This is a genomic window from Bacillota bacterium, assembly GCA_040757205.1.
GTDB lineage: Bacteria > Bacillota > Desulfotomaculia > Desulfotomaculales > Desulforudaceae > Desulforudis.
In genome coordinates, this window is record JBFLXL010000002.1 from 1 (window position 1) to 21431 (window position 21431).

20 protein-coding genes are annotated in these 21431 nt (G+C 61.7%); 5 read left to right on the forward strand and 15 right to left on the reverse strand.

Features of this window, described 5'->3' with window-relative positions:
* Nucleotides 1-72: 72 nt before the first annotated feature.
* From AB1402_01435 to dnaA, 15 genes are all read right to left on the reverse strand, one after another.
* Complete coding sequence (locus tag AB1402_01435; protein MEW6540262.1) at nucleotides 73-1209, reverse strand: restriction endonuclease subunit S; 1137 nt, start codon at nucleotides 1207-1209, stop codon at nucleotides 73-75.
* Complete coding sequence (locus AB1402_01440) at nucleotides 1202-2953, reverse strand: class I SAM-dependent DNA methyltransferase (GenBank protein ID MEW6540263.1); 1752 nt, start codon at nucleotides 2951-2953, stop codon at nucleotides 1202-1204. Before AB1402_01440 ends, AB1402_01435 begins: the two co-directional genes overlap by 8 nt.
* 498 nt (nucleotides 2954-3451) lie before the next feature.
* Entirely contained in the window at nucleotides 3452-4735 is a 1284-nt protein-coding gene (serS, locus tag AB1402_01445) for a serine--tRNA ligase (protein ID MEW6540264.1), read from the reverse strand.
* A gap of 17 nt (nucleotides 4736-4752) precedes the next feature.
* Complete coding sequence (gene serA, locus AB1402_01450) at nucleotides 4753-6333, reverse strand: phosphoglycerate dehydrogenase (protein ID MEW6540265.1); 1581 nt, start codon at nucleotides 6331-6333, stop codon at nucleotides 4753-4755.
* A complete protein-coding gene (locus AB1402_01455) occupies nucleotides 6330-7484 on the reverse strand; it encodes an alanine--glyoxylate aminotransferase family protein (protein ID MEW6540266.1) in 1155 nt (384 codons plus the stop codon). The genes serA and AB1402_01455 overlap by 4 nt, the downstream gene beginning before the upstream one ends.
* A 74-nt stretch (nucleotides 7485-7558) precedes the next feature.
* The gene (gene pdxT / locus AB1402_01460) at nucleotides 7559-8128 is read right to left on the reverse strand and encodes a pyridoxal 5'-phosphate synthase glutaminase subunit PdxT (protein ID MEW6540267.1); all 570 of its coding nucleotides are present in this window, start codon (nucleotides 8126-8128) and stop codon (nucleotides 7559-7561) included.
* Nucleotides 8128-9012, reverse strand: coding sequence for a pyridoxal 5'-phosphate synthase lyase subunit PdxS (pdxS, locus tag AB1402_01465; GenBank protein ID MEW6540268.1), 885 nt, complete (start codon nucleotides 9010-9012; stop codon nucleotides 8128-8130). Before pdxS ends, pdxT begins: the two co-directional genes overlap by 1 nt.
* 143 nt (nucleotides 9013-9155) lie before the next feature.
* Nucleotides 9156-11594, reverse strand: coding sequence for a DNA gyrase subunit A (gene gyrA / locus AB1402_01470; protein MEW6540269.1), 2439 nt, complete (start codon nucleotides 11592-11594; stop codon nucleotides 9156-9158).
* A 154-nt stretch (nucleotides 11595-11748) separates the two neighbouring features.
* Nucleotides 11749-12018: a hypothetical protein gene (locus AB1402_01475; protein MEW6540270.1), complete on the reverse strand. Its 270-nt coding sequence runs from the start codon at nucleotides 12016-12018 to the stop codon at nucleotides 11749-11751.
* A gap of 334 nt (nucleotides 12019-12352) precedes the next feature.
* On the reverse strand, nucleotides 12353-12916 hold the full coding sequence (gene pyrE / locus AB1402_01480) for an orotate phosphoribosyltransferase (protein MEW6540271.1): 564 nt from the start codon (nucleotides 12914-12916) through the stop codon (nucleotides 12353-12355).
* A gap of 25 nt (nucleotides 12917-12941) precedes the next feature.
* Nucleotides 12942-14867: a DNA topoisomerase (ATP-hydrolyzing) subunit B gene (gene gyrB / locus AB1402_01485; protein MEW6540272.1), complete on the reverse strand. Its 1926-nt coding sequence runs from the start codon at nucleotides 14865-14867 to the stop codon at nucleotides 12942-12944.
* 79 nt (nucleotides 14868-14946) lie between these two features.
* Complete coding sequence (gene remB, locus AB1402_01490; GenBank protein ID MEW6540273.1) at nucleotides 14947-15207, reverse strand: extracellular matrix regulator RemB; 261 nt, start codon at nucleotides 15205-15207, stop codon at nucleotides 14947-14949.
* Between the two features lie 6 nt (nucleotides 15208-15213).
* A complete protein-coding gene (locus AB1402_01495; protein ID MEW6540274.1) occupies nucleotides 15214-16296 on the reverse strand; it encodes a DNA replication/repair protein RecF in 1083 nt (360 codons plus the stop codon).
* 14 nt (nucleotides 16297-16310) lie between these two features.
* A complete protein-coding gene (gene dnaN / locus AB1402_01500) occupies nucleotides 16311-17468 on the reverse strand; it encodes a DNA polymerase III subunit beta (protein MEW6540275.1) in 1158 nt (385 codons plus the stop codon).
* Between the two features lie 138 nt (nucleotides 17469-17606).
* Nucleotides 17607-18944, reverse strand: coding sequence for a chromosomal replication initiator protein DnaA (dnaA, locus tag AB1402_01505; protein ID MEW6540276.1), 1338 nt, complete (start codon nucleotides 18942-18944; stop codon nucleotides 17607-17609).
* A 270-nt stretch (nucleotides 18945-19214) separates the two neighbouring features.
* On the opposite strand from dnaA, the gene rpmH reads away from it, so the two are divergent.
* From rpmH to jag, 5 genes are read left to right on the forward strand one after another with little or no spacing between them, the layout of a single operon-like run.
* The gene (gene rpmH, locus AB1402_01510; protein MEW6540277.1) at nucleotides 19215-19349 is read left to right on the forward strand and encodes a 50S ribosomal protein L34; all 135 of its coding nucleotides are present in this window, start codon (nucleotides 19215-19217) and stop codon (nucleotides 19347-19349) included.
* A gap of 52 nt (nucleotides 19350-19401) precedes the next feature.
* Nucleotides 19402-19725 carry a ribonuclease P protein component gene (rnpA, locus tag AB1402_01515; protein MEW6540278.1) on the forward strand — a complete coding sequence of 108 codons (324 nt, stop codon included), beginning with the start codon at nucleotides 19402-19404 and terminating at the stop codon, nucleotides 19723-19725.
* Nucleotides 19722-19937: a membrane protein insertion efficiency factor YidD gene (gene yidD / locus AB1402_01520; GenBank protein ID MEW6540279.1), complete on the forward strand. Its 216-nt coding sequence runs from the start codon at nucleotides 19722-19724 to the stop codon at nucleotides 19935-19937. Before rnpA ends, yidD begins: the two co-directional genes overlap by 4 nt.
* A gap of 22 nt (nucleotides 19938-19959) precedes the next feature.
* The gene (locus AB1402_01525) at nucleotides 19960-20859 is read left to right on the forward strand and encodes a YidC/Oxa1 family membrane protein insertase (protein ID MEW6540280.1); all 900 of its coding nucleotides are present in this window, start codon (nucleotides 19960-19962) and stop codon (nucleotides 20857-20859) included.
* The gene (gene jag / locus AB1402_01530) at nucleotides 20801-21421 is read left to right on the forward strand and encodes an RNA-binding cell elongation regulator Jag/EloR (GenBank protein MEW6540281.1); all 621 of its coding nucleotides are present in this window, start codon (nucleotides 20801-20803) and stop codon (nucleotides 21419-21421) included. Before AB1402_01525 ends, jag begins: the two co-directional genes overlap by 59 nt.
* Nucleotides 21422-21431 lie beyond the last annotated feature (10 nt).

Below are 21431 nucleotides of genomic sequence, written 5' to 3' on the forward strand. Positions count from 1 at the left end.
GCGGTTATTTCTCTCCACAAATAAAAAAACCAGGTCTATGGCCTGATTTCTGCATTTCGCTCCCTCAACTACTTATCCCTGCCATCTTATCCCGTCAATCACTGACAAATAATCCTGGCAGGGACAAGCGGCGAGGTAAACGAACTCCGCGTGTTTAGCTGCATCAGGTCGAAGGACAGCAAACCCGGTGCTGCCCGTCAGCCTGGGCTCGGAGATGAAGGCGTAGGAGCCGTTTGCAGGGCGCACGGTTCCGATTATTGTGTCTCCCGGCCGAAGCACTCGCTGTGCTCGGCTCGGTGCATGATTCGCGGAATACGTGGTGACCGCCTCGATTCGTCCCCACTTTGTGTTGGATAGATCGACGTATTTGATCTCGGATGGGCGGGTTTCCTTCGTCCAGACTTCGGGGTTCAGCGAGGAGAGATGGCCAAGTGTGCCCATATCCCACCCCTCCGGAATCTCGCCGAGTTCGGAGTCCACGAGGCGGTCGGGGAATAGGTCGTGAAGGTGGGCAGGCAGGCGTGGGAGAGACTCGCCCCGGCGCCAGCCTGCCTGCCGCGCCGCTCCGCTTTGCGGCGCAGGCAGGCGGCCCTCCATCTTGGCGCGGACGGGGTCGAAGTCCACGAACCACGACTTGAAGAGCGCCCGCGCCATTGCTTCCAGCGTCTCGCTCATCCGCCGGTTCAGTTCGATCTTGTCGTCCAGCGTGCCGAGGATGTGGGCAATGGCGTGCTGTTCGGCGACTGGTAGCCAGCGGACCTGCAGCGATTCGAGGTCGCTTCCGCGAATTCCGGCGGCACCTGCACCTTGCTCAACGATGCTGCTCACTGCAGCTCGTCCGTGATGCGACTGCAGGTAGTAGAAGTAGAAGCGCGGATCGGCCTTACGTGGATCAAGTCGCACGCGCGTGACATGCGACTCAAATGTTACCGCCTCGTCGTCACACAAGAAGATCGAGCATTTGCCCGCGCCATTGAGCACAAGCGACTGCCGCGCAAATAGCAGGTCACCTGGCTTCAGAAGGAATCGCTCTGCTTCCGTCTGGTTCAGCGGAACTCGATCCATGGGAGCGTTACGCAGTCGCGGGTAAGCGAAGAGCTCCCCCATATTTACCATCTTCACGCCGGTTCCGCGAACGGCCTTTGGGCGCGTCAATCCGTTTCTTGTACGCTCTGCGAAGAGCTCGCCGAATGCCCGCACTTCACCCACCATACCCCAGCTCCTTCAGGTTGGCGGCGATGGCGGCGTCGAGCCTCGCGGCCTCGGCCTGCTGCTCGCGCAGTTGCGTGACGAGCCGCGTCATCTTCTCCTCGAACGGCTCGCCGTCGTCTGCTTGCGCCTCAGCGCCGACGTAGCGCCCCGGCGTGAGGACGTGCCCGTGCTTGCGAATCTCCTCAATGGAAACCGACCGGCAAAATCCCGGGATATCGTGGTACCCGGTATAGCTAAACGTGCGCTGGGGAGCAAGGTCTTGCATCAATTCCAGCTTCTGCCCTCCGCCCTCTGACCTCCAATTGTGGTAGGTGCCGGCGATGCGGGCGATGTCCTCGTCGGTGAGTTCGCGATGCGTGCGGTCCACCATGCGGCCCATCTTGCGGGCGTCGATGAAGAGCACCTGCCCGCGCCGGTCGCGGAACTTGCCGTCCTTGCGGTCGCGCGCGAGGAACCACAGGCACGCCGGGATCTGTGTGGAGTAGAAGAGCTGGCCGGGAAGGGCCACCATGCAGTCCACGAGGTCGGCCTCGATGAGATTCTTGCGGATCTCGCCCTCGCCGGACTGGTTCGAGGACATCGAGCCGTTGGCGAGCACGAAGCCGGCCACGCCCGCGGGCGCCAGGCGGTGCACGATGTGCTGCACCCAGGCGAAGTTGGCGTTGCCCGCGGGCGGCGCGCCGTACTTCCAGCGCTTGTCGTCGCGCAAGGACTGGCCGCCCCAGTCGGAGACGTTGAACGGAGGATTGGCGAGGATGAAGTCGGCCTTGAGGTCGGGGTGGCGGTCGTTGTGGAAGGTGTCGCCGTGCGCGATCTGGCCGTCGATGCCGCGGATGGCGAGGTTCATCTTGGCGAGCCGCCAGGTGGTGTAGTTCGACTCCTGGCCGTAGATCGAGATGTCGGCCTTCGGGCGGCGGGTCGGCGACCCGCCGCCCCTGCCGCCGGCGTTGCCGTTGCCGGTGGCGTGGGCGCGGATGAACGCCACGGACTGCACGAACATCCCGCCGCTGCCGCAGCAGGGGTCGTACACACGCCCGTTGTACGGCTCGATCATCTCGACGAGCAGCCGGACGACGGCGCGGGGGGTGTAGAACTCGCCGCCCTTGCGCCCCTCGGCGCTCGCGAACCGGGAGAGAAAGTATTCGTAGACGCGGCCGAGCACGTCCTTGGCGCGGGCTTCCTCGTCGCCCACCTTGATGTTGCTGATAAGGTCGATGAGCTGACCGAGGCGCGTCTTGTCGAGCGCGGGGCGGGCGTAGTCCTTGGGCAGCACGCCCTTCAAGGCCGCCGGGTTGTCGCGTTCGATGCCGGCCATCGCGTCGTCCACGAGCCGGCCGATGGTGGGCTGCTTGGCCTGCGCTTTCAGGAGCGCCCACCGCGCCTCGGGCGGTACCCAGAAGATGTTGCGGGCGCGGTACTCGTCCGGATCCTCGACCAGTCGCGCAATGGCGCCGGCACGATTCCGTGTGCCCGGAGGGAGGAAATACTCATCCCCGGGATCGTCCACCGCGCGGCAAAGATAGGCGTGCTGCTCTTCGAAGGCGTCGGAGATGTACTTGAGGAAGATGAGGCCGAGGACCACATGCTTGTACTCGGCGGCGTCCATGCTGCCGCGCAACGCGTCGGCCATGCGCCACAGTTCGGCCTCGTAGCCGACGGTGGCGCCGCCTGCCTGACCGGCAGGCAGGCCGTTCTCGACCCGCCGCGCGTTCTTCTTCGGTCCGCTTGTCGACCAGCTCATTTAACCTAGCCTGATATTCGGCAAACTCAGAGTCCAGAATGGCCTCTATTTTGGAAAGAACGATTTTCTCCTGCCGATTTTTCTTCGCCTGTATCAGTTCCAATTTCCGCTTAAGCCGGAGAATAGCGCACTCGACCTCATAAGCTTTGTACTCAAGCCCACCGACGGAAAGCATATATGCCATTTCGATGTTCTTGCATTCCTGGTACAGGAGTTCATCCCGTTCGAGGACGAGCATAGAAAGCTCCGTGCGGAGCCTGTCAACGTCCGCCTTTAGCTTCTCAAAATGGGGGTGGAGCACTATAACGTTAGACGAGTCTGGTGTGTCGCCACTGATCTTTGCCTGTCAAGAAATTACAGGCATTGCCGGACCGCGGGAAACGGCCCGGCAATGCCTGCTGCTCAAACACAATCTGGCTCATCAATCCGGTTGTCAATCACACTGCCGCCAACCCGTTCCAAGACCGGGATCCAGGGTCGGGGACCGGTTGGCAAAACTTATTCTCTGGTGATCCTTTCCATCCCGCCCATGTACGGCCGCAGCGCCTCAGGCACGGCCACCGTGCCGTCGGCCTGCTGAAAGTTCTCCAGAACGGCCGCCAGCGTTCGGCCCACGGCCAGTCCCGAGCCGTTTAAGGTGTGCACGAAGTCGGCCCTCGCCCGCGGGTGCGCGCGGTACCTGATGTTCGCCCGCCGGGCCTGGAAGTCGGTGAAGTTCGAGCACGAGGAGATTTCCCGGTACAGTCCCTGTCCCGGCATCCACACCTCCAGGTCGTAGGTCCGGGAGGAACTGAAACCCAGGTCACCGGTGCAAAGAAGCACCGTCCGGTACGGAAGCCCCAAAAGCTGCAGCACTTCCTCGGCGTCGCGCACGAGCTTTTCCAGTTCGTCGTCGGAGTCCTCCGGCCGGGTGAATTTCACCAGTTCGACCTTGTTGAACTGGTGCTGGCGGATCAAGCCCCGGGTGTCCCGCCCGGCCGCGCCGGCCTCGGCGCGGAAGCAGGCGCTGTAGGCCGCGTACTTGCGGGGCAGGGCGTCCCCGTCCAGAATCTCGTCGCGCAGAAAGTTCGTGACCGGCACCTCGGCCGTGGGTACCAGGTAGTAGTCCTCATTTTCCACCTTGTACATGTCGGCGGCGAACTTCGGCAACTGTCCGGTGCCGGTCATACTCCGGGCGTTCACCAAAAACGGCGGAAAGAGTTCGGTGTATCCGTGCCGCCCGGTGTGCAGGTCCAGCATGAAATTGATCAGGGCCCGTTCCAAGCGGGCGCCCGCGCCCCGGCAAAAACTGAAACGCGCCCCGCTCACCTTGCCGCCGCGAGCAAAGTCGAGGATCTCGAGCGCTTCCCCCAGTTCCCAGTGCGGGCGCGGCTCGAACCCGAACTCAGGCCGCCCGCCCCAGCGGCGCACCTCTTCGTTGTCCGTGTCCGCCCGCCCGAAGGGCACCAGCGGGTGGGGGATGTTCGGCACGTGGAGCAAAAGCGCCTGGAGGTTTTCGTCCACCTGCCGGATTTCTCCGTCCAGTTCCCGGATCTGCTGGGACACGTCCCGCATTTCCGCGATCAGCGCTACCGCTTCGGCCGGCCCGCCGGCCTTCTTCAGGCGGGCGATTTCCTCCGACACCGCGTTCCGGCGGTTCTTGAGCCTCTCCACCGTGAACAGCTTCCGGCGCCACTCGTCGTCCAAGTCCAGCAAGCGGTCCAGGTCGAAGCCGTTCCCCCGCTTCTCCAGGGCCGCCCGCACCGCCTCCGGGTGTTTCCGGATGAACTTTAAGTCCAGCAAGGGTTTACACACTCCATCTACAGGCTCACCATCCGCACGTCGAGGATCCCGTCCACCCGGCGGATCGCCTCCAGCGTCTCCGGGGGCACCGGCGAGTCGATCACGAGCACCATCACGGCCCGGCCGCCGATCACCTTGCGCCCGACCTGCATGGCGGCGATATTCACGTCGTGCTGCCCGATCAGGGTGCCCACCGCGCCGATGATCCGCGGCCGGTCGATGTGCGGGACGATCAGCATGTGTCCCTCCGTCACGGCGTCCACGCGGTACCCGTCGATGAACACCACCCGGGGGTCGTTGCCCCGGAACAGGGTGCCGGCCAGTTCGTGCTCCCCCTCGCTGGACGCCACCTTAACGGTCAGCAAGCCGGCATAGTCCTCCACCCGGTCCACGCGGGTCTGGCTGATCTCAACCCCCCGGTTCCGGGCGATGACCGGGGCGTTTACGTAGTTCACCCGCTCCTGCAAAATGGTGTCCAAAAGCCCCTTGACCAGGGCCGTGGTGAGCGGGTCGACCTGTTTAAACCGCGCCAGTTCCCCGCTGTAGATCACCTCGATCCGCTTCAGGCGCCCCACCAGAAGCTGCGCGTGGAACCGCCCCAGTCTCTCGGCCAGCCCCAGGTACGGACCGATCTCCTTGAGGACGCCGGGCACAAGCGACGGGATGTTCACCGCGTTTTTCACCAGTTCGCCGCGCAGGGCGGCGACTATTTCCTCGGCCACGTCGACCGCCACCGATACTTGCGCTTCTCGGGTCGACGCCCCGAGGTGGGGCGTGCAGATAAAGTTCGGCAGCGCAAAAAGCGGGCTCTTGGTCTGGGGCTCCTTTTCGAACACGTCCAGGGCCGCGCCGGCCACTTTGCCGGAAACCAGCGCCCGGTAAAGGGCCTCCTCGTCCACGATCCCGCCCCGGGCGCAGTTGATGATCCGCACGCCGTCCTTCATGACCGCGAAAGCAGCGTCGTCCAGCAGGTGGTGGTTCTCCTTGGTCAGGGGCATGTGGACGGTGATGAAGTCCGCTTTCCGGAACACCTCCGCCAGCGGCAGGAGGGTCACCCCCAGGTCCCGCGCCCTTTCCTCGGTGATGTACGGGTCGTAGGCCACCACGTCCATCTCCATGGCGTGCGCCCGGCGGGCCACGCCGCTGCCGATCCGGCCCAGGCCGATAATGCCCAGGCATTTGTTCCGCAATTCCACGCCCACAAAACTCTTCTTGTCCCAAACCCCGGATTTCAAGCACGCGTCGGCCTGAGGCAGGTTTCTGGCCAGGGACAGCATCATGGCCATGGTGTGCTCCGTGGCGGCCATCGTGTTCCCCTCCGGGGCGTTGACCACGATGATCCCCCGTTCGGTGGCCGCGGGGACGTCGATGTTGTCCACCCCCACTCCGGCCCGCCCGACGACCTTCAGGTTCGGCGCGCTTTCCATCACCCGGGCCGTCACTCTGGTCGCGCTGCGCACGATGAGCCCGTCAAACTCGGGGATGACCGCGCACAACTCGTCCTCCGTCAGCTTGTTCCCGATCTCCACCCCGACCCCTTCCCGCAAGAGGACGTCCACGCCGTCCTGAGCCACGTTGTCGGTTACCAGCACCTTCACTGCCGCACACCTCCCAGGAACACTCTCTGGGCCGCGGCCACCCCGCCGCCCAGCGGGACTTCATAGCCAAGCTCGTAAAGGGCCATCTCCAGGGCCCCCAGAGCGGTGAGCACGTCGACCCGGTCCACGTAGCCCATGTGGGCGATCCGGAAGATCTTGCCTTTGAGCTCGGACTGGCCGCCCGCAAACAGCACGCCGTACTTGTCCAGCAGCAGTTTGCGCAAGTCGTCGACTTTCACGCCCTCCGGACCCTTCACCGCCGTCACCAGCGGCGACGCCGCCGCTTCCGGAGCCAGCAAGTCCAGTCCCAGGGCCTTGACCCCCTCCCGGGCCGCCGCGCCCAGAAGCCGGTGGCGGGCAAAAACGGCCTCCAGCCCTTCCTCCAGGATCAGGTCCAGGGCGGCGTCCAGTCCGAAGAACAGCGAGACGGCCGGCGTATAGGCCGTATTCCACTTGGCGTGCGCTTTTTTCGCCGCCTCCAGGCTGAAGTAATAACGCGGCGACCGGCACTCGCCCACCAGCGCCCACGCCTTCGGGCTTAAGCTGATCATCGCCAAACCGGGTGGGGTCATCAGCGCCTTCTGGGTCGCCGTGACCAGGATGTCCACGCCCCACTCGTCCGCCGGCAGGTCCGCGCCCCCCAGGCCGCTGACCGCGTCCACCGCCAGGGCCGCCCCGTGGTCCCGGCACAACGCCCCAAGGCCCCGGATGTCGTGCAGCACGCCGGTGGACGTTTCGTTCTGGGTGGCCAACACCAGTTTTGCGTCCGGATGGGCCGCCAGCGCAGCCCGCACCGTGTCCAGGTCCACCGGCCTTCCCCAGGGAAAAGCCAACTCCACCGCCTCGGCGCCGAAGACCCGGGCCAGGTCCCGGAAACGCTCGCCGAACTTGCCGGCCACCAGCGCCAGCACTTTGTCGCCCGGGTTGACCGTGTTGGCCACGGCCGCCTCCAGCCCTCCGGTCCCGGAGCTGGTCAGAATGAACACCTCGTTCTTGGTCTGCAGCACCCGCTGGAGTTTCTCGTGCAGTTTCGCGGTGAACTCCGCAAAGCCCTTGCTCCGGTGTCCGACCATCGGCCGGGCCATCGCTTCCGCCACCTGGGGCGGCACGGGTGTCGGACCCGGGATCATCAGGCGCAGTTTCCTTGACATTGATCCGCTCTCTCCTCGTTAAAACTTAAAAAATAATAGAAAAACCCCCCGCCCTCGCAAAGAGAAAAGGGCTTTTAATCTACAAAATCAAGGAAATACCGGTGCAGCCTCCTGTCGGCGGTCAGCTCCGGGTGAAAGGCACCGGCCAGGAGCGGGCCCTGACGGACCAGCACCGCTTTTCCGCCGAAGGAGGCCAGAGTCTCCACTCCCGGCCCCGCCACCGTCACCTGGGGCGCCCGGATGAACACCCCGCGCACCGGCTCCGGCCCCAGCACCGGGACGTCGATGCCGGCCTCGAAGCTGTCCACCTGGCGGCCGAACGCGTTCCGCCGCACCGTGATGTCCATGAGCCCCAGGCGGGTCTGCCCGGAACCTTCAATGTCCTTGGCCAGCAGCACCATCCCCGCGCAGGTGCCGAAAATGGGCCGGCCTGCGCACCCGAACCGGCGCACCGGCTCCAGCAGGTCGAAGGCGGCCATCAGTTTCCCGATGGCCGTGGACTCCCCGCCCGGAATGACCAGCGCCCGGCACTCCCCCAACTGGCTGGCTTTGCGTATTTCCACGGGCAGCGCGCCGCAGGCCTCGACCGCCCGGGCGTGCTCCAGAAAGGCGCCCTGCAGCGCCAAAATCCCGACTTTAAGCATCACCAGCCGCGCTCCTGCATCCGCTCGTGCTCCGGAATCGTGCTGATCTCCAGGCCCTTCATCGCCTCGCCCAGGTCGCGGGAGATGTCGGCCAGGATCCGGGGATCGTTGTAGTGGGTGGTCGCCGCCACGATCGCCCGGGCGCGGGCCTCGGGGTTTGCCGACTTGAAAATCCCGGACCCGACGAAGATCCCGTCGCAACCCAACTGCATCATCAGGGCCGCGTCGGCGGGAGTGGCGATCCCGCCGGCGGCGAAGTTGACCACCGGAAGCCGCCCGAGTTCGGCCACCTGCAGCACCAGTTCGTACGGCGCCCCCAATTCCCGGGCGGCGGCCACCAGTTCCTCCCGCGGCGCCGACTGCACCCGGCGGATTTCATCCGTCACCATCCGCATGTGCCGCACGGCCTCCACCACGTTCCCGGTCCCGGGCTCGCCTTTGGTCCGGATCATGGCCGCCCCCTCGGCGATGCGCCGCAAGGCCTCGCCCAGATTGCGGCAGCCGCACACGAAAGGCACTTTGAAGGGGTGCTTGTTGATGTGGTACTGCTCGTCCGCCGGCGTCAGCACCTCGCTCTCGTCGATATAGTCCACGCCCAGAGCTTCGAGGATCTGGGCCTCCACGAAGTGGCCGATCCGCACCTTGGCCATCACCGGAATGGTTACGGTCTCCATGATCTTCTGGATCACGGTGGGATCCGCCATCCGGGCGATGCCGCCGGCCGCCCGGATGTCCGCGGGCACCCGCTCCAGGGCCATCACCGCGCATGCTCCGGCCGCCTCGGCGATGCGGGCCTGCTCCGGAGTGGTGACGTCCATGATGACGCCCCCTTTTAGCATCTCCGCCAGGCCCTTCTTGACCGTCCAAGTACCCTTCTCAACCATGGTTTGCGCCTCCGACTGCCTTTTCTCGCCATTAATCTTATACCAGCGCCCAGGGAAAAACAAGCGCCCGGCACGCCTCAAACGCGCCTCAAAAATGAAAACCGGCCCCGTGGTCAGGGCCGTTTCAGAGTTTTGAGACGCTTTTATTCTCCCGGGGGCGCGTCCTCAGGCAGAATCCAGGCCACGGCCACCACCGCGTCGCCCGGGTCAAGACGCATCAGGCGCACGCCCTGGGCCTGGCGCCCGAATTGAGGTATCTCCCGGATCTTCATCCGGATCAAAATCCCGCTCTTGCTGACGATCAGGATCTCCTCACCCCGGCCCACCAGGCTCAAAGACACCAGGGGGCCGTTGCGCCCGGACACGCGGGCGGCAATCAGTCCGAAGCCGCCCCGGGACTGGGTCCGAAACTCACGCACCGGCGTCACCTTGCCGAATCCTTTCGCACTCACCACCAGCAGTTGGTCTTCCGGGTCGACGATGTCCATCCCGACCACCAGGTCGCCCGGCCGCAGGCTGATCCCGCGGACGCCGTGGGCCGTGCGGCCCATGGGCCGGACCTGGCCCTCCGGGAAACGGATGACCATGCCGTTCCTGGTCCCAAGGAGCACCTCGGACTGGCCGCCGGTGATCTTCACGTCCACCAGTTCGTCACCCTCGTCCAGGTCGAGCGCGATCAGCCCGTCACGCCGCGCCGAATCGAATTCCCGCAATACCGTCTTTTTGACGACCCCTTTGCGGGTGACCATAAACAAAAAGGTATCCCCGGTGTACTCGGTCACCGGGATGACGGCGGTCACGCGCTCGCCGTTCGCCACCGATATCAGGTTGACCACGGCGGTCCCCCGGGCCTGCCGGCCTGCCTCCGGTATCTCGTACACTTTCACCCGGTACACCTTGCCGCGCTCGGTGAAAAACAGGAGGTAATCGTGCGTCTTGCCGACGAACAAGTGGCGGACGAAATCCTGCACCTTGGTTTCCACGCCGGCGATGCCCCGGCCGCCCCGTCTTTGGCTGCGGTACACCGTGGGGGACATGCGCTTGATGTACCCGTCGTTGGTCAGGATGATCACCGCGTCTTCCTGCGGGATGAGGTCCTCGGGGTTGAAATCCGCGTCCTCGGGCACCAACTCCGTCCGGCGGCGATCGGCAAACTTGTCGCGCACCGCCAAGAGCTCTTCTTTGACGACCGCTAGGATTTTAAACTCGTCGGCCAACAGCGCCTCCAGGCGCTCGATAGCGGCCAGGAGTTCGTTGAATTCGTTTTCGAGCTTATCCCGTTCCAGCGCGGTCAACCGCTGCAGGCGCATCTCCAAAATGGCCTGGGCCTGTTTTTCGCTCAAGCCGAAGTTGGTCATCAGGCTTGCGCGCGCCTCGGCCACGTCGCGGCTTTTGCGGATGGTCCGGATCACGGCGTCCAGGTGGGTAAGCGCGATCCGCAATCCCTCGACGATGTGCAGGCGATCTTGAGCCTGATTGAGTTCGTAGCGGCACCGCCGGGTGATCACTTCCCGCTGGTGTCCGAGGTAGTGGGTGAGTACGTCTTTTAAAGCCAGCACCTGGGGCTGGCCGTTCACCAGGGCCAGCATGATCACCCCGAAGTTGTCTTGGAGTTGGGTGTGCTTGTAAAGGAGGTTCAAGGTGACCTCGGGGTTGACTTCCCGGCGCAGTTCGATCACGACCCGCATTCCCTTGCGGTCGGACTCGTCGCGCAGGTCGGAAATACCTTCAATCTTCTTCTCCCGTACCAGGGCGGCGATCTTCTCCACCAGGCGCGCCTTGTTCACCTGGTAGGGCAGTGCGGTGATCACGATCCTGGTCCGGGAACCGGCTTTCTCGAACTCGGCGTGGCCGCGCATCTTGACCGAACCGCGCCCGGTCCGGTAAGCTTCCACAATTCCCTGGCGGCCCATGATCTTCCCGCCGGTCGGGAAGTCCGGTCCCGGGATGAACCGCATCAAATCCTCAAGCTCGGCGTCCGGATGGTCCGCCAGGTACACCAGGCCGTCGATGACTTCCTTGAGGTTGTGGGGCGGGATGTTGGTGGCCATGCCCACGGCGATCCCGGCCGAGCCGTTCACCAGGAGGTTCGGAATCCGGGACGGCAGCACCACGGGCTCCTCCCCGGTACCGTCGTAGTTCGGAATGAAATCCACCGTTTCCTTGTCGATGTCCGCCAGCATCTCCCGACTGATCCGGGCCATCCGGACCTCGGTATACCGCATGGCCGCGGCCGCGTCCCCGTCGATGGAACCAAAGTTCCCGTGACCGTCCACCAGGGGATACCGGCAGGCAAAATCCTGCGCCAACCGGACCAAGGCGTCGTACACGGCGGCATCCCCGTGGGGGTGAAGTTTGGAGAGCACCTCGCCGACCACGTAGGCCGACTTGCGGTGGGGCTTGTCCGCGGTCAGCCCCAGGTTTTGCATCGCGTATAGAATCCGGCGGTGCACGGGCTTCAAGCCGTCGCGCACGTCGGGCAGCGCCCGCCCCACGATGACGCTCATGGCGTAGTCCAGGTACGAATGCTTCAGCTCTTCGTTAATGTCGATGGGCACAATCTTTCCCGGGTCGGCAGCCAAACACTTCACTCCCCCGTCCAGATTACGGCAACCCGTCCATTACTATCATTATACCAAAAAAAGTCCTGCACCCAAACGGTTAGGTTTAAGGGCGGCGGGAGCGGTTTTTGAACCGGGAGTTGCCGTCCAGATGGCTCGGCCGTGAAAAGAGGCCCTAAAAGCGGTCCCCGTTCCGCTTGAAACGCGGGCCGCGCACCGTGTCCAGGCTGCCCGCCTCCCGCAGGCGCCGCAGGAACATCATTCCCCCAACCCCGGCCAGGATGCCGGCCGCAAGCCACAGGAGCGGCGGACCGAACCAGGACGCCACCGGACCGACCACCCGGGCTACGGGCTCGGAAAGCGACAACCAGCGCTCCAGGAGGATTCCGGCCGCAAAGGCCAGAACCACGAAGGCGCTCAACCTTCTTATGCTTATTTCCAGCAACCTTCTCACCGCCTCCGGTTTTGATGCCCGTATCACGCTTACGCCTTGCGCCGTCGCGCCGGCCGGACCGGGCTTTTATGCAGTTGACTGGCCACCATTTTTTGGAATCATCTTACCATGTCCTGGCAAGCCGCGGATTTGGGCCTGGGACTTGGTCAGGGCCTGATGCCGTAAACCTGCTTCCTGCTGCTCGGCCTTGCTGCCTATTTTATCCAATTATGGAAGATTGGTGGTTGCGGGACGGATTGAACCGAAAAGGGGGTGATTTTACCCGGCCGAAGCTGTTCCGGGCCTGTGGATACGGAGGATAACTCTGTGGATAACTGCAAGCCTTTTAGAGGCCGAAATCCCGCACCGTAAACACGGGAGCGACCGGAACGCCCTGTCCTTCCAGGGTCTCGGTCCCGCCCTCCAGGCGGTCCACCAGGACCACCGCCAGTACCGCCTGCCCTCCTGCTTCCCGGACGGCTTCCACGGCGGTCAAAATGGAAGCGCCGGTGGTGAGGACATCGTCGATCACGGCCACCTTTTCTCCCGGCGTTATCTTCCGGCCTTCAATGCGCGAACACTTGCCGTGTTCCTTCTGATCTTTGCGGACGATGAAAAGCCCGAGGTCGACACCCTCAAGCGCACAGACCACTCCCAGCGCCCCGACCATCGGGTCCGCGCCGATGGTCGGCCCGCCGACGGCCTGCACGTGTTTGCCCCACACCTTTTCCAAAACCGCCTTGGCCGTCAGCAAAGCCCCCTGAGGATGGAGCGTAACCTGCTTGCCGTCAAAGTAGTAGCTGCTTTTCTTACCGGAGGATAAGGTGAACTCCCCGAACTGGAAGGAGCGGGTCAGGAGCAACTGCCGAAGTGCCTCCCGGTCCCCGCCGGAAAGAACGGGACGGCTCATCAGCCGCCCCCCTCCGCTTTCCCGATTAAACGTCAAGGTTTCTGACCTCCCGGGCGTGCTGCTGAATGAATTCCCGGCGCGGCTCCACCTGTTCGCCCATCAGGGTGGACAAAAGCAGCTCGGCGGCCAGGGCGTCCTCCAGGGTCACCTGGAGCATCGTCCGGTTTCCCGGGTCCAGGGTGGTGTCCCAGAGCTGTTCCGGGTTCATTTCGCCAAGGCCCTTGTAACGCTGGATGCTCCAGTTCTGCCGCCCGTTTTCCCGAAAAAACTGCTCCAGCTGCTGGTCGTTGTACAGGTAAACGCCGTTTTTTCTACCCTTGCCGCTGACCTTGTAGAGCGGCGGCTGGGCGATGTACACGTACCCGGCGTCAATCAGCGGCTTCATGTACCGGTAGAAAAAGGTCAAGAGCAGGGTGCGGATGTGCGAACCGTCCACGTCGGCGTCGGTCATGATCACAATCCGGTGGTAGCGGGCTTTGGCCAGGTCGAAGTCCTCGCCGAACCCGGTGCCGATCGCCGTAATCAGCGCCCTGATTTCTTCATTGCCCAAAAGCTTGTCCCGCCTGGCTTTTTCGGCGTTTAAAATCTTGCCCCGCAACGGCAAAATGGCCTGAAACTCCCGGTCCCGGCCTTGCTTCGCCGAGCCGCCGGCCGAATCCCCCTCCACCAGGTACAACTCGGAATGCTGGGGATCGCGCCGGGAGCAGTCGGCCAGCTTGCCGGGAAGGGTCGAACTCTCCAGCAGGCTCTTGCGCTTGGTCAACTCCCGCGCCCGCCGGGCCGCCTCCCGGGCCCTGGAAGCGACCACCGCCCGCTGCACGATCTGCCTGGCCTCGGACGGGTGCTCCTCCAGGTAGGCGGCCAGCCGCTGGGACACCACCCAGTCCACCACGCCCCGCACCTCGCTGTTGCCGAGCTTGGTTTTGGTCTGGCCCTCGAACTGCGGTTCGGGCACCTTGACGTTGAGCACGGCCGTCAAACCCTCGCGGATGTCCTCGCCACTCAGGGAATCGTTTTTCACCAGATTGTATTTGCGGGCATAATCGTTGATGGTGCGGGTGAGCGCCGACTTGAACCCCGCTTCGTGGGCGCCGCCGTCGATGGTGTGAATGGTGTTGGCGTAGGAAAAGATCAGTTCCCGGTCGGAGTTGACCACGTATTGAACGGCAGCTTCCACCAAAACGCCGTTCTTGTGGTCCTCGACGTACACCGGGTCCGCCGGGAGGACATCCTTGTGCACATTCAAGTGGCGCACGAAATCCCGGATACCCCCGGCGTACTGGTAGACCTTCTCGCGGACGGACCCACCGGCGTGGATGCCCCGCTCGTCACGGAGCACCAGGGTCACGCCGGCGTTCAGGAAGGAAAGCTCGCGGAGCCTCTTGGCCACCACGTCGTACTGAAATTCCACTTCCTCGAAAATATCCGGGTCGGGGGCAAAGGTCACCCGGGTGCCGGTATCAATCGCCTCGTCCAAAAGCTCCATTTCCCCGGCCGGCAGACCGCGCTCGAAATACTGGCGGTAGCGGTACCCGTCCCGCTTCACTTCCACCTCCATCCTGCTGGAGAGGGCGTTGACCACCGAAACGCCGACGCCGTGCAGGCCGCCGGAGATCTTGTACTGGGTGCCGCCGAATTTGCCGCCGGCATGCAGCCTGGTCAGGACCACCTCCAGGGCCGGGCGGCCCACCTGCGGGTGGATGTCCACCGGGATGCCCCGCCCGTTGTCCGTGACGGTCACCGAATTGTCAGCGTGGATGACCACCTCGATGTAGTCGCAAAAGCCGGCCAACGCCTCGTCGACGCTGTTGTCGACCACTTCGAAAATCAGGTGGTGCAAACCCTTTGGACCGGCGGACCCGATATACATGCTCGGACGCTTGCGTACCGCCTCCAGGCCTTCCAAAACCTGAATATCTTCGGCCCGGTACTCCGAACCGTTTTTCTCCAAACCATTCACTCCTTGATTTCACTATCCCCGTTCTTTTGTTTGACTTTACCACAAAATGGAGCGGGGATAAATAAGCTGCTTAAAAGTCAATGAGTCCCGGATGTGCCAATCCCGTTCTCTTTTTCAACGTGCCGCAGGAGATGGGTGACAGGTAAACAGTGTCCGTGGTGATGACGTACGTCCGGACTTTTTCCGGCTCGCCGATAGTCTCCACCAGACCCTGGCTGCGGGCCATCTTCAGGAAATCCCGGGTTGGGTCCACCAAGCCCGTGTACACGTCCAGGATGGCGATGATGTCTTGTTTGGGAATCATCACGTCGGCTCCCAGGTGCAAAAACATTTTTTTTCAACTCTCCTCCTGAATGTTTCCAGAATGGACGCAAAACACACGACCCGCGCCCAAAACAGCTTCCCCGGCGGTAATAAACGCCTGGATGTCGTCTTGGAGCGTTTCCAACACTTTATCACGGCGCTCCCGGTCAAATTCCGACAATACGTCGTCAAGCAGGACCACGGGAGCCTCACCGGTGTGGCGCCGCCACAGGAAGACCTGGGCCAGCTTCAACGCCAGGACCACCGACCGCTGCTGACCCTGGGAGGCAAAAACCCGGCTTTCCCGCCCGTTCACCAGGAAGGTGAGGTCGTCCAAATGCGGCCCGGCTTTGGTCTGCCCGGCCCGCACCTCTTCCCGGCGGACGGCGGCCAGTGTCTGCCGGAGGTCGTCGCTTCCCGGTTTTCGAGCCCCGTTTGAAAGTTCGACCGAACTGCGGTACCGGATGGACAGTTCTTCACCGGCCCAGGCCCCAAAAAGCCGGCAAGCCGCCGGGGCAAACTCCCTTAGTATCTCCAGGCGCCCGGACAGTAACACCGTGCCGTACTCACAAACCTGGTCGGTCCACAGCTCCAAAGTATCAAAGGACTTGCTCCCACCACCCATCCGCAGCAGGTGATTACGCTGTTCAACCGCCCGCCTGTACAGCCGCAGCGTGCTAAAATAACCGGGCACGAAAACGCCCAGTTCGAAATCCAAGAACCGGCGCCGCTCACGCGGCCCACATTTCACCAAGTCAAGATCGGCGGGCGTAAAGAGGACCGTCCCCAATCGTCCTGCCCGTTCCGCTTTTCCAACCGGCTCTCCGGCCCAGACGGCTCTTTTGCCGGTCGAATCAAATTCCGTCCGCACTGTGGTACGACCGTTCCTATCCTCCAGGAGAGCCTCCACAAATGAGGTTTTTTGGTCCCAGGTCACCAGTTCCCGTTCGCGCTGGGAACGGAAGGAATACCCACGCAAAGCAAAGAAAACGGCCTCAATAAAGTTGGTCTTTCCTTGGGCGTTTCTTCCGCGCAAAACGTTGAGGCCTGCCGACGGCTGAACGTCCAGGTGCCGTAAATTCCTGAAGTTCCCGGCTTTGATCCTCAGCAAGCGCAAAGATTCCCGCCCTCCTAGAACAGGCGGACCGGAAGCACCAAGGCCAGGTAGGTATCACGGTCTCCAAGGGGGCGGATGATCACCGGACCGGCGGGACCGTGAAACTCCAAAACCAGCTGCGCACTTTCACACCAGCGGAGTGCTTCCTCGAGATACTTGGCATTGAAACTGATCTCCAACTCCTGGCCGGTCAGATCCACCGGCATCTCCTCGTGAATGGAGCCGGCCTCCGATTGGGCGGTTATTTTCAGCACACCCGATCCCAACTGCAGGTTTATGACCGGTGAGCCGTCTTGGGCCAGGGTTGCTGCTCTTTCTACCATCTGCAGCAAAATAGACGCCTCAATCCCGGAAACTTTGGTGTGGTGAGCTCTTGGCATTATTTGCCGGTAATCGGGATAAGTACCCACAATCAGCCGGGAGAGAATTCGAATCGGGCCGACCGAAAACATTACGTAGCTTTCGGTGATCGAGAGTTCAAACAACTCCTCTTCGGCCTGAGACAGCACCCGAACCAGTTCCCCCAAAGCCCGTCCCGACACAATCACTTGCATTTTCCGGTTTTCGGGTTCACCCTCATAGTCCACACGGTGCATAGCCAGCCGGTGAGTATCGGTGGCCACGGTTCTGATCTCGCCCTCGTCTACTTCCAATAAAACGCCCGTGAAAATGGGGCGTAGGTCATCAGTCCCAACCGCGTAGATCACGCGGCGAAAGAGGTTGTGAAAAAGCTTGGAAGGGGCGGTGATCGAAAGACGCTCCCCGCCTCCGGCGGCACCAGCGCGTGAACGGTCGGCCAGCCGCGGGAACTCGGCGGCGTGAAAGCCGTTGAGCCGCGCATAATTGTTTGCGTAGCTTAGTTCCACGGAGTTCCTCTCGCTGTCGGCCGTGACTACAACTGGAACGTCGGGCAAGCGGCGCACTATTTCCGCCAATTGCCGCGCACCAATCACATAAGCTCCGGGATCGGTCACCTGAGCCGGAATGGTCCGCCAAATCGTAAGATCCAAATTGCTGCCGGTCAGTGACACCTGGTCTTGGCCGCTCATCCCCCCGGTCGCCGCCTCAAAGAGAATCCCCGAAAGGACCGCTACCGGGCTTTTCGGGTTCACCGCGCGCACCACGGTGGTAACACCCGCCAGGAGGTTTTCGCGTGTGGTCTGGAATTGCATCGGTCTCACTACCTCCAGACGTTGGGATAAATCTTATATTGGATCAACCAGTAGTTCCAGTAGTAAGTGCTGGTGATTGTGTGCAAAATCGCTTCCGTCCCGGATGGTCCTCCGCACCGGCGGTGTGGACAAGACTGTTTATGGTTTCTGGATAAGCTGGATCAATTCGTTGATTATTTCCTGGACGTTGGGATCGTTTTGGATTTGCTGATTAATCTTTTCACAGGCGTGCAGGACGGTGGTATGATCCCGCCCTCCGAATTCGTCCCCAATCTTGGGGAGAGAGAGATTGGTCAGTTCACGGGTCAGGTACATGGCGATCTGGCGCGGATAGGCGACGATTCGGGTCCTTTTTTTGGCCTTCAAGTCCTCCGGCCGCAGCTTGTAGTAGCCGGCCACCACCTGCTGAACGAGGGAGCAGGTAATTTGCTTAGGTTGGTGCGGCGGCAGGATGCCTTTTAATATTTCGGCCGCTTTTTCCGGAGACACGGTGGACTGGTTCAGGGAAGCGTGGGCAGAGACTTGGATAAGTGCCCCTTCCAGTTCCCGGATGTTGGCTTGAATTCGGTCGGCGATAAAAAGAATAGTCTCATCGGGAACGAGACCGTTTTCTTCAAACTGAAGCTTTTTGCGGAGAATGGCGATCCGGGTCTCGAGGTCGGGAGGCTGGATATCGGCGATCAATCCCCATTCAAAGCGTGAACGCAGCCTTTCTTCCAGCATTGGAATCTCTTTGGGCGGCCGGTCGCTCGAAATCACAATCTGCTTGGCATCCTCGTAAAGGCTGTTGAAAGTGTGGAAAAACTCCTCCTGGGTGCGTTCTTTGCCGGCCACGAACTGGATGTCGTCAACCAACAAAATGTCGGTGCTGCGGTACTTACTGCGAAACTGTGGGGTTTGGTCGTTTTTGATGGCGTTAATCAGTTCGTTGGTGAAACGCTCGGACGTAACGTATGCCACCCGGTAGCGCCGGTGATGGCCGAGAATATGGTGTCCAACGGCATGCATGAGGTGAGTCTTTCCCAAACCCACGCCGCCGTACAAAAACAGCGGGTTATAGGCTTTGACCGGGGTGTTGGCGACCGCGAACGAAGCGGCGTGGGCGAACCGGTTGCTGTTGCCGACCACAAAAGAGTCAAAAGTGTACTTCGGATTAAGTGCCGAAAGATCGGTGGGAAGCTTATCTGATGGTTTGGCGAGGTATTTTTCCACTTCCGGCACTTCACGCGTCAGCAGAAACTTGATGGCCACTTCATGTCCGGCCAGGTTTTCAAAAGAATGCTTAAGTAGAGGCGCGTAGCGTTCGTGCAGCCAATCACGGGAAAAATGATTGGGTACTTCAATCAGCAGGGTGTTATTGTGGTAAGCCGCGGGACGCAGCGGTTTGAGCCAGTAGTTGTAAGACTGCCGGTTCACCGACTTCTCAAGACCCTGCATCAGTTGCTTCCAGATAGACTCTATTTCGGCTGGAATCATAACGGCCTCCCGGAAAAAACTCGCTGGTGCACATCTATCCGAGTAAGTATGTTCAAACGCTCCTGAATGGCCTAGACCACCCGGAAACAATATCTTAAAACATAAGGATACCAGATTCTTTACGGTTTGGCAACGAGTGCAAAACGCCGCCAAAAAACCGTGGCGTGGCGGGGCGAGGGAATTTGGACGCCTTGACTGGGGTCGGAAGAATAAATTATAATGAACGGTGACTCCTGATCGGTTTCCAGAAATGCCCGGAGGTGTAAGTCAATGAAACGGACCTATCAACCCAAAAAGAGAAAAAGAAAACGCTTACACGGATTTCTAACCCGCATGCGGACCGGATCCGGGCGAAACGTGATCAGGCGCAGGCGGGCAAAAGGCAGAAGAGTGCTTACGGCCTGAGTTGGCTTTCTTGTTGCCGGGGAAGAACTCTTGAGGATGCAGGACTTGGTTAATGGGAATAATCACCATTAAGAAGAACCGGGAGTTTCGCCAGGTGTTTGCCCGCGGCAGATATAGTTCCGACCGGTTGCTGGTGGTATACCGAGCGGCCAATGGGAGCGGGCGGCGGCGTTTCGGCGTAACGGTGAGTAGGAAGTTGGGGGGCGCCGTCGTGCGGAACAGGGTACGGCGCCGCCTGAAGGAGATCTGCCGGCTGAACCAGGAAGCATTTCCTTCGGGATACGACTACGTGATAGTGGCCCGGCCCCCGGCTGCGGAATGTGACCATCAGGTGCTGGCGGGCAGCTTGTTGAAATTGGTGGGAAGCTTAAAATGAATGGGCCGCGAAAACTGGCCATCGGGTTGATAAAGGGATACCAAATGGCTGTTTCACCGTTGTTTCCGTCAACGTGCCGGTTTTACCCCACATGTTCCGAGTACGCCGTACAGGCGATCGGCAAGTACGGTCTCGTGCGCGGCGGGTTGAAAGCGGTGCGGCGCATTCTGCGGTGTCATCCGTTTTCGCCGGGTGGTTACGATCCGGCTTAAGTCTTTTCTTGGGGGTTAAGAGTTGTTTGCAGCTTTAATCGACGGCATGACCGCCTTGATCAACTGGCTGTACCACCTTACGGTGAGTATGGGCCTGCCCAGCTACGGTATAGCGATCATTTTGCTGACCATCTTAATTAAGCTCTTACTGCACCCGATCACACGGATTCAGATGCGCTCCATGGCCAAGATGTCCCAACTGCAGCCGGAAATCAAGGCCATCCAGGACCGGTACGGCAAAGACAAGCAGCAGATGCAGACCAAGATCATGGAACTTTACAAGGAGCGGAAGGTCAACCCGATGTCGGGGTGTCTCTTGCTCCTGGTGCAGTTGCCGTTCATGATCGCCCTGTACCAAGCCTTATGGAATTTTGCCTACGTCAACCCGGCCCACGCCGGGTTCCTGTGGGTGGAAAATCTGAGCCTCACGGATCCGCTGTTCATCCTGCCGGTACTGGCGGCGGTGACCACCTTCGTCCAGTTCAAGCTGACGATGTCGATAAACAAAGGCGGCGGCAACCCGAGCCAGGAACAAATGCAAAAGGTGATGCTCACCGTAATGCCGGTGTTTATCGGCTGGATCAGCGCCACGCTTCCGGCCGGCCTGTCGGTCTACTGGGTGACATTTAACCTGGTCAGTATCGTCCAGCAGTCTTTCATCAACAAGCAAATCCTCGCGGACCGGTCGGCTATTGAGCAGGAGCGGGAGAAATCGCGCCTGGTGACGGCCCCGGCGGCGGCAGAGGTTGGGGCGCCGGCCTCCGGTGAGGGGCCGGGCGCGAAGCGCCCGGCGGCGGATCGGGCCGGGACGGCGAGACAAACCAGCGGCAAGGGCAAGCGAAGCAAGGAGGGAACGGCTCAGGGTGAAGGCAATCGAAGGAAGCGGAAAAAACGTGGAGGAGGCGGCCGAGGAGGCGCTTAGACAACTTGGGGTGGCGCGCGACCGCGTCGAAATTGAAGTCCTTGAAGAGGCGTCCAGGGGTTTTCTGGGCTTGTTGGGAAGCCGCCCGGCCCGGGTCCGCGTGGTGGTGAAGGAGACCGTTACCGACCGGGCCCGCGGTTTTCTGGAACAGGTCGTCGGCGCAATGGGCGTGCAAGCGGACATCGTGGTGGAGGAGAAAGACGAAGAGATCAGTGTCGGCCTGGAAGGCAAGCACTTGGGCGTCCTGATCGGCCGAAGGGGCGAAACGCTGAACGCCTTGCAATATCTCTTAAACCTGTCGGCGAACAAGGATCAGGCCGAGCGCCGGAAGATCGTCCTGGATGTGGAGGGCTACCGCAAAAAGCGGGAAGACACCCTGGTCAAGTTGGCGGTCAAGTTGGCCGAAAAGGCCGGACGGCGCGGGCGGAGCGTGGTGCTGGAGCCAATGAGCCCGCAGGAACGGCGGATCATCCACATGACACTCCGGGGAAGGGACGATATCTACACCTTCAGTGAAGGAGAAGAGCCCTTCCGCAAGATTATAATCGCTCCCCGAAAGTAGGTGCGGGAAC

What these genes read in the sequence shown, in the direction of transcription:
- dnaN (MEW6540275.1), bottom strand. Translation starts at nt 17,468, where the DNA reads ATGCAATTCCAGACCACACGCGAAAACCTCCTGGCGGGTGTTACCACC.
- pyrE (MEW6540271.1), bottom strand. Translation starts at nt 12,916, where the DNA reads ATGAGCCGTCCCGTTCTTTCCGGCGGGGACCGGGAGGCACTTCGGCAG.
- pdxT (MEW6540267.1), bottom strand. Translation starts at nt 8,128, where the DNA reads ATGCTTAAAGTCGGGATTTTGGCGCTGCAGGGCGCCTTTCTGGAGCAC.
- remB (MEW6540273.1), bottom strand. Translation starts at nt 15,207, where the DNA reads ATGTTTTTGCACCTGGGAGCCGACGTGATGATTCCCAAACAAGACATC.
- AB1402_01455 (MEW6540266.1), bottom strand. Translation starts at nt 7,484, where the DNA reads ATGTCAAGGAAACTGCGCCTGATGATCCCGGGTCCGACACCCGTGCCG.
- rnpA (MEW6540278.1), top strand. Translation starts at nt 19,402, where the DNA reads ATGGGAATAATCACCATTAAGAAGAACCGGGAGTTTCGCCAGGTGTTT.
- dnaA (MEW6540276.1), bottom strand. Translation starts at nt 18,944, where the DNA reads ATGATTCCAGCCGAAATAGAGTCTATCTGGAAGCAACTGATGCAGGGT.
- rpmH (MEW6540277.1), top strand. Translation starts at nt 19,215, where the DNA reads ATGAAACGGACCTATCAACCCAAAAAGAGAAAAAGAAAACGCTTACAC.
- AB1402_01440 (MEW6540263.1), bottom strand. Translation starts at nt 2,953, where the DNA reads ATGAGCTGGTCGACAAGCGGACCGAAGAAGAACGCGCGGCGGGTCGAG.
- pdxS (MEW6540268.1), bottom strand. Translation starts at nt 9,012, where the DNA reads ATGGTTGAGAAGGGTACTTGGACGGTCAAGAAGGGCCTGGCGGAGATG.
- yidD (MEW6540279.1), top strand. Translation starts at nt 19,722, where the DNA reads ATGAATGGGCCGCGAAAACTGGCCATCGGGTTGATAAAGGGATACCAA.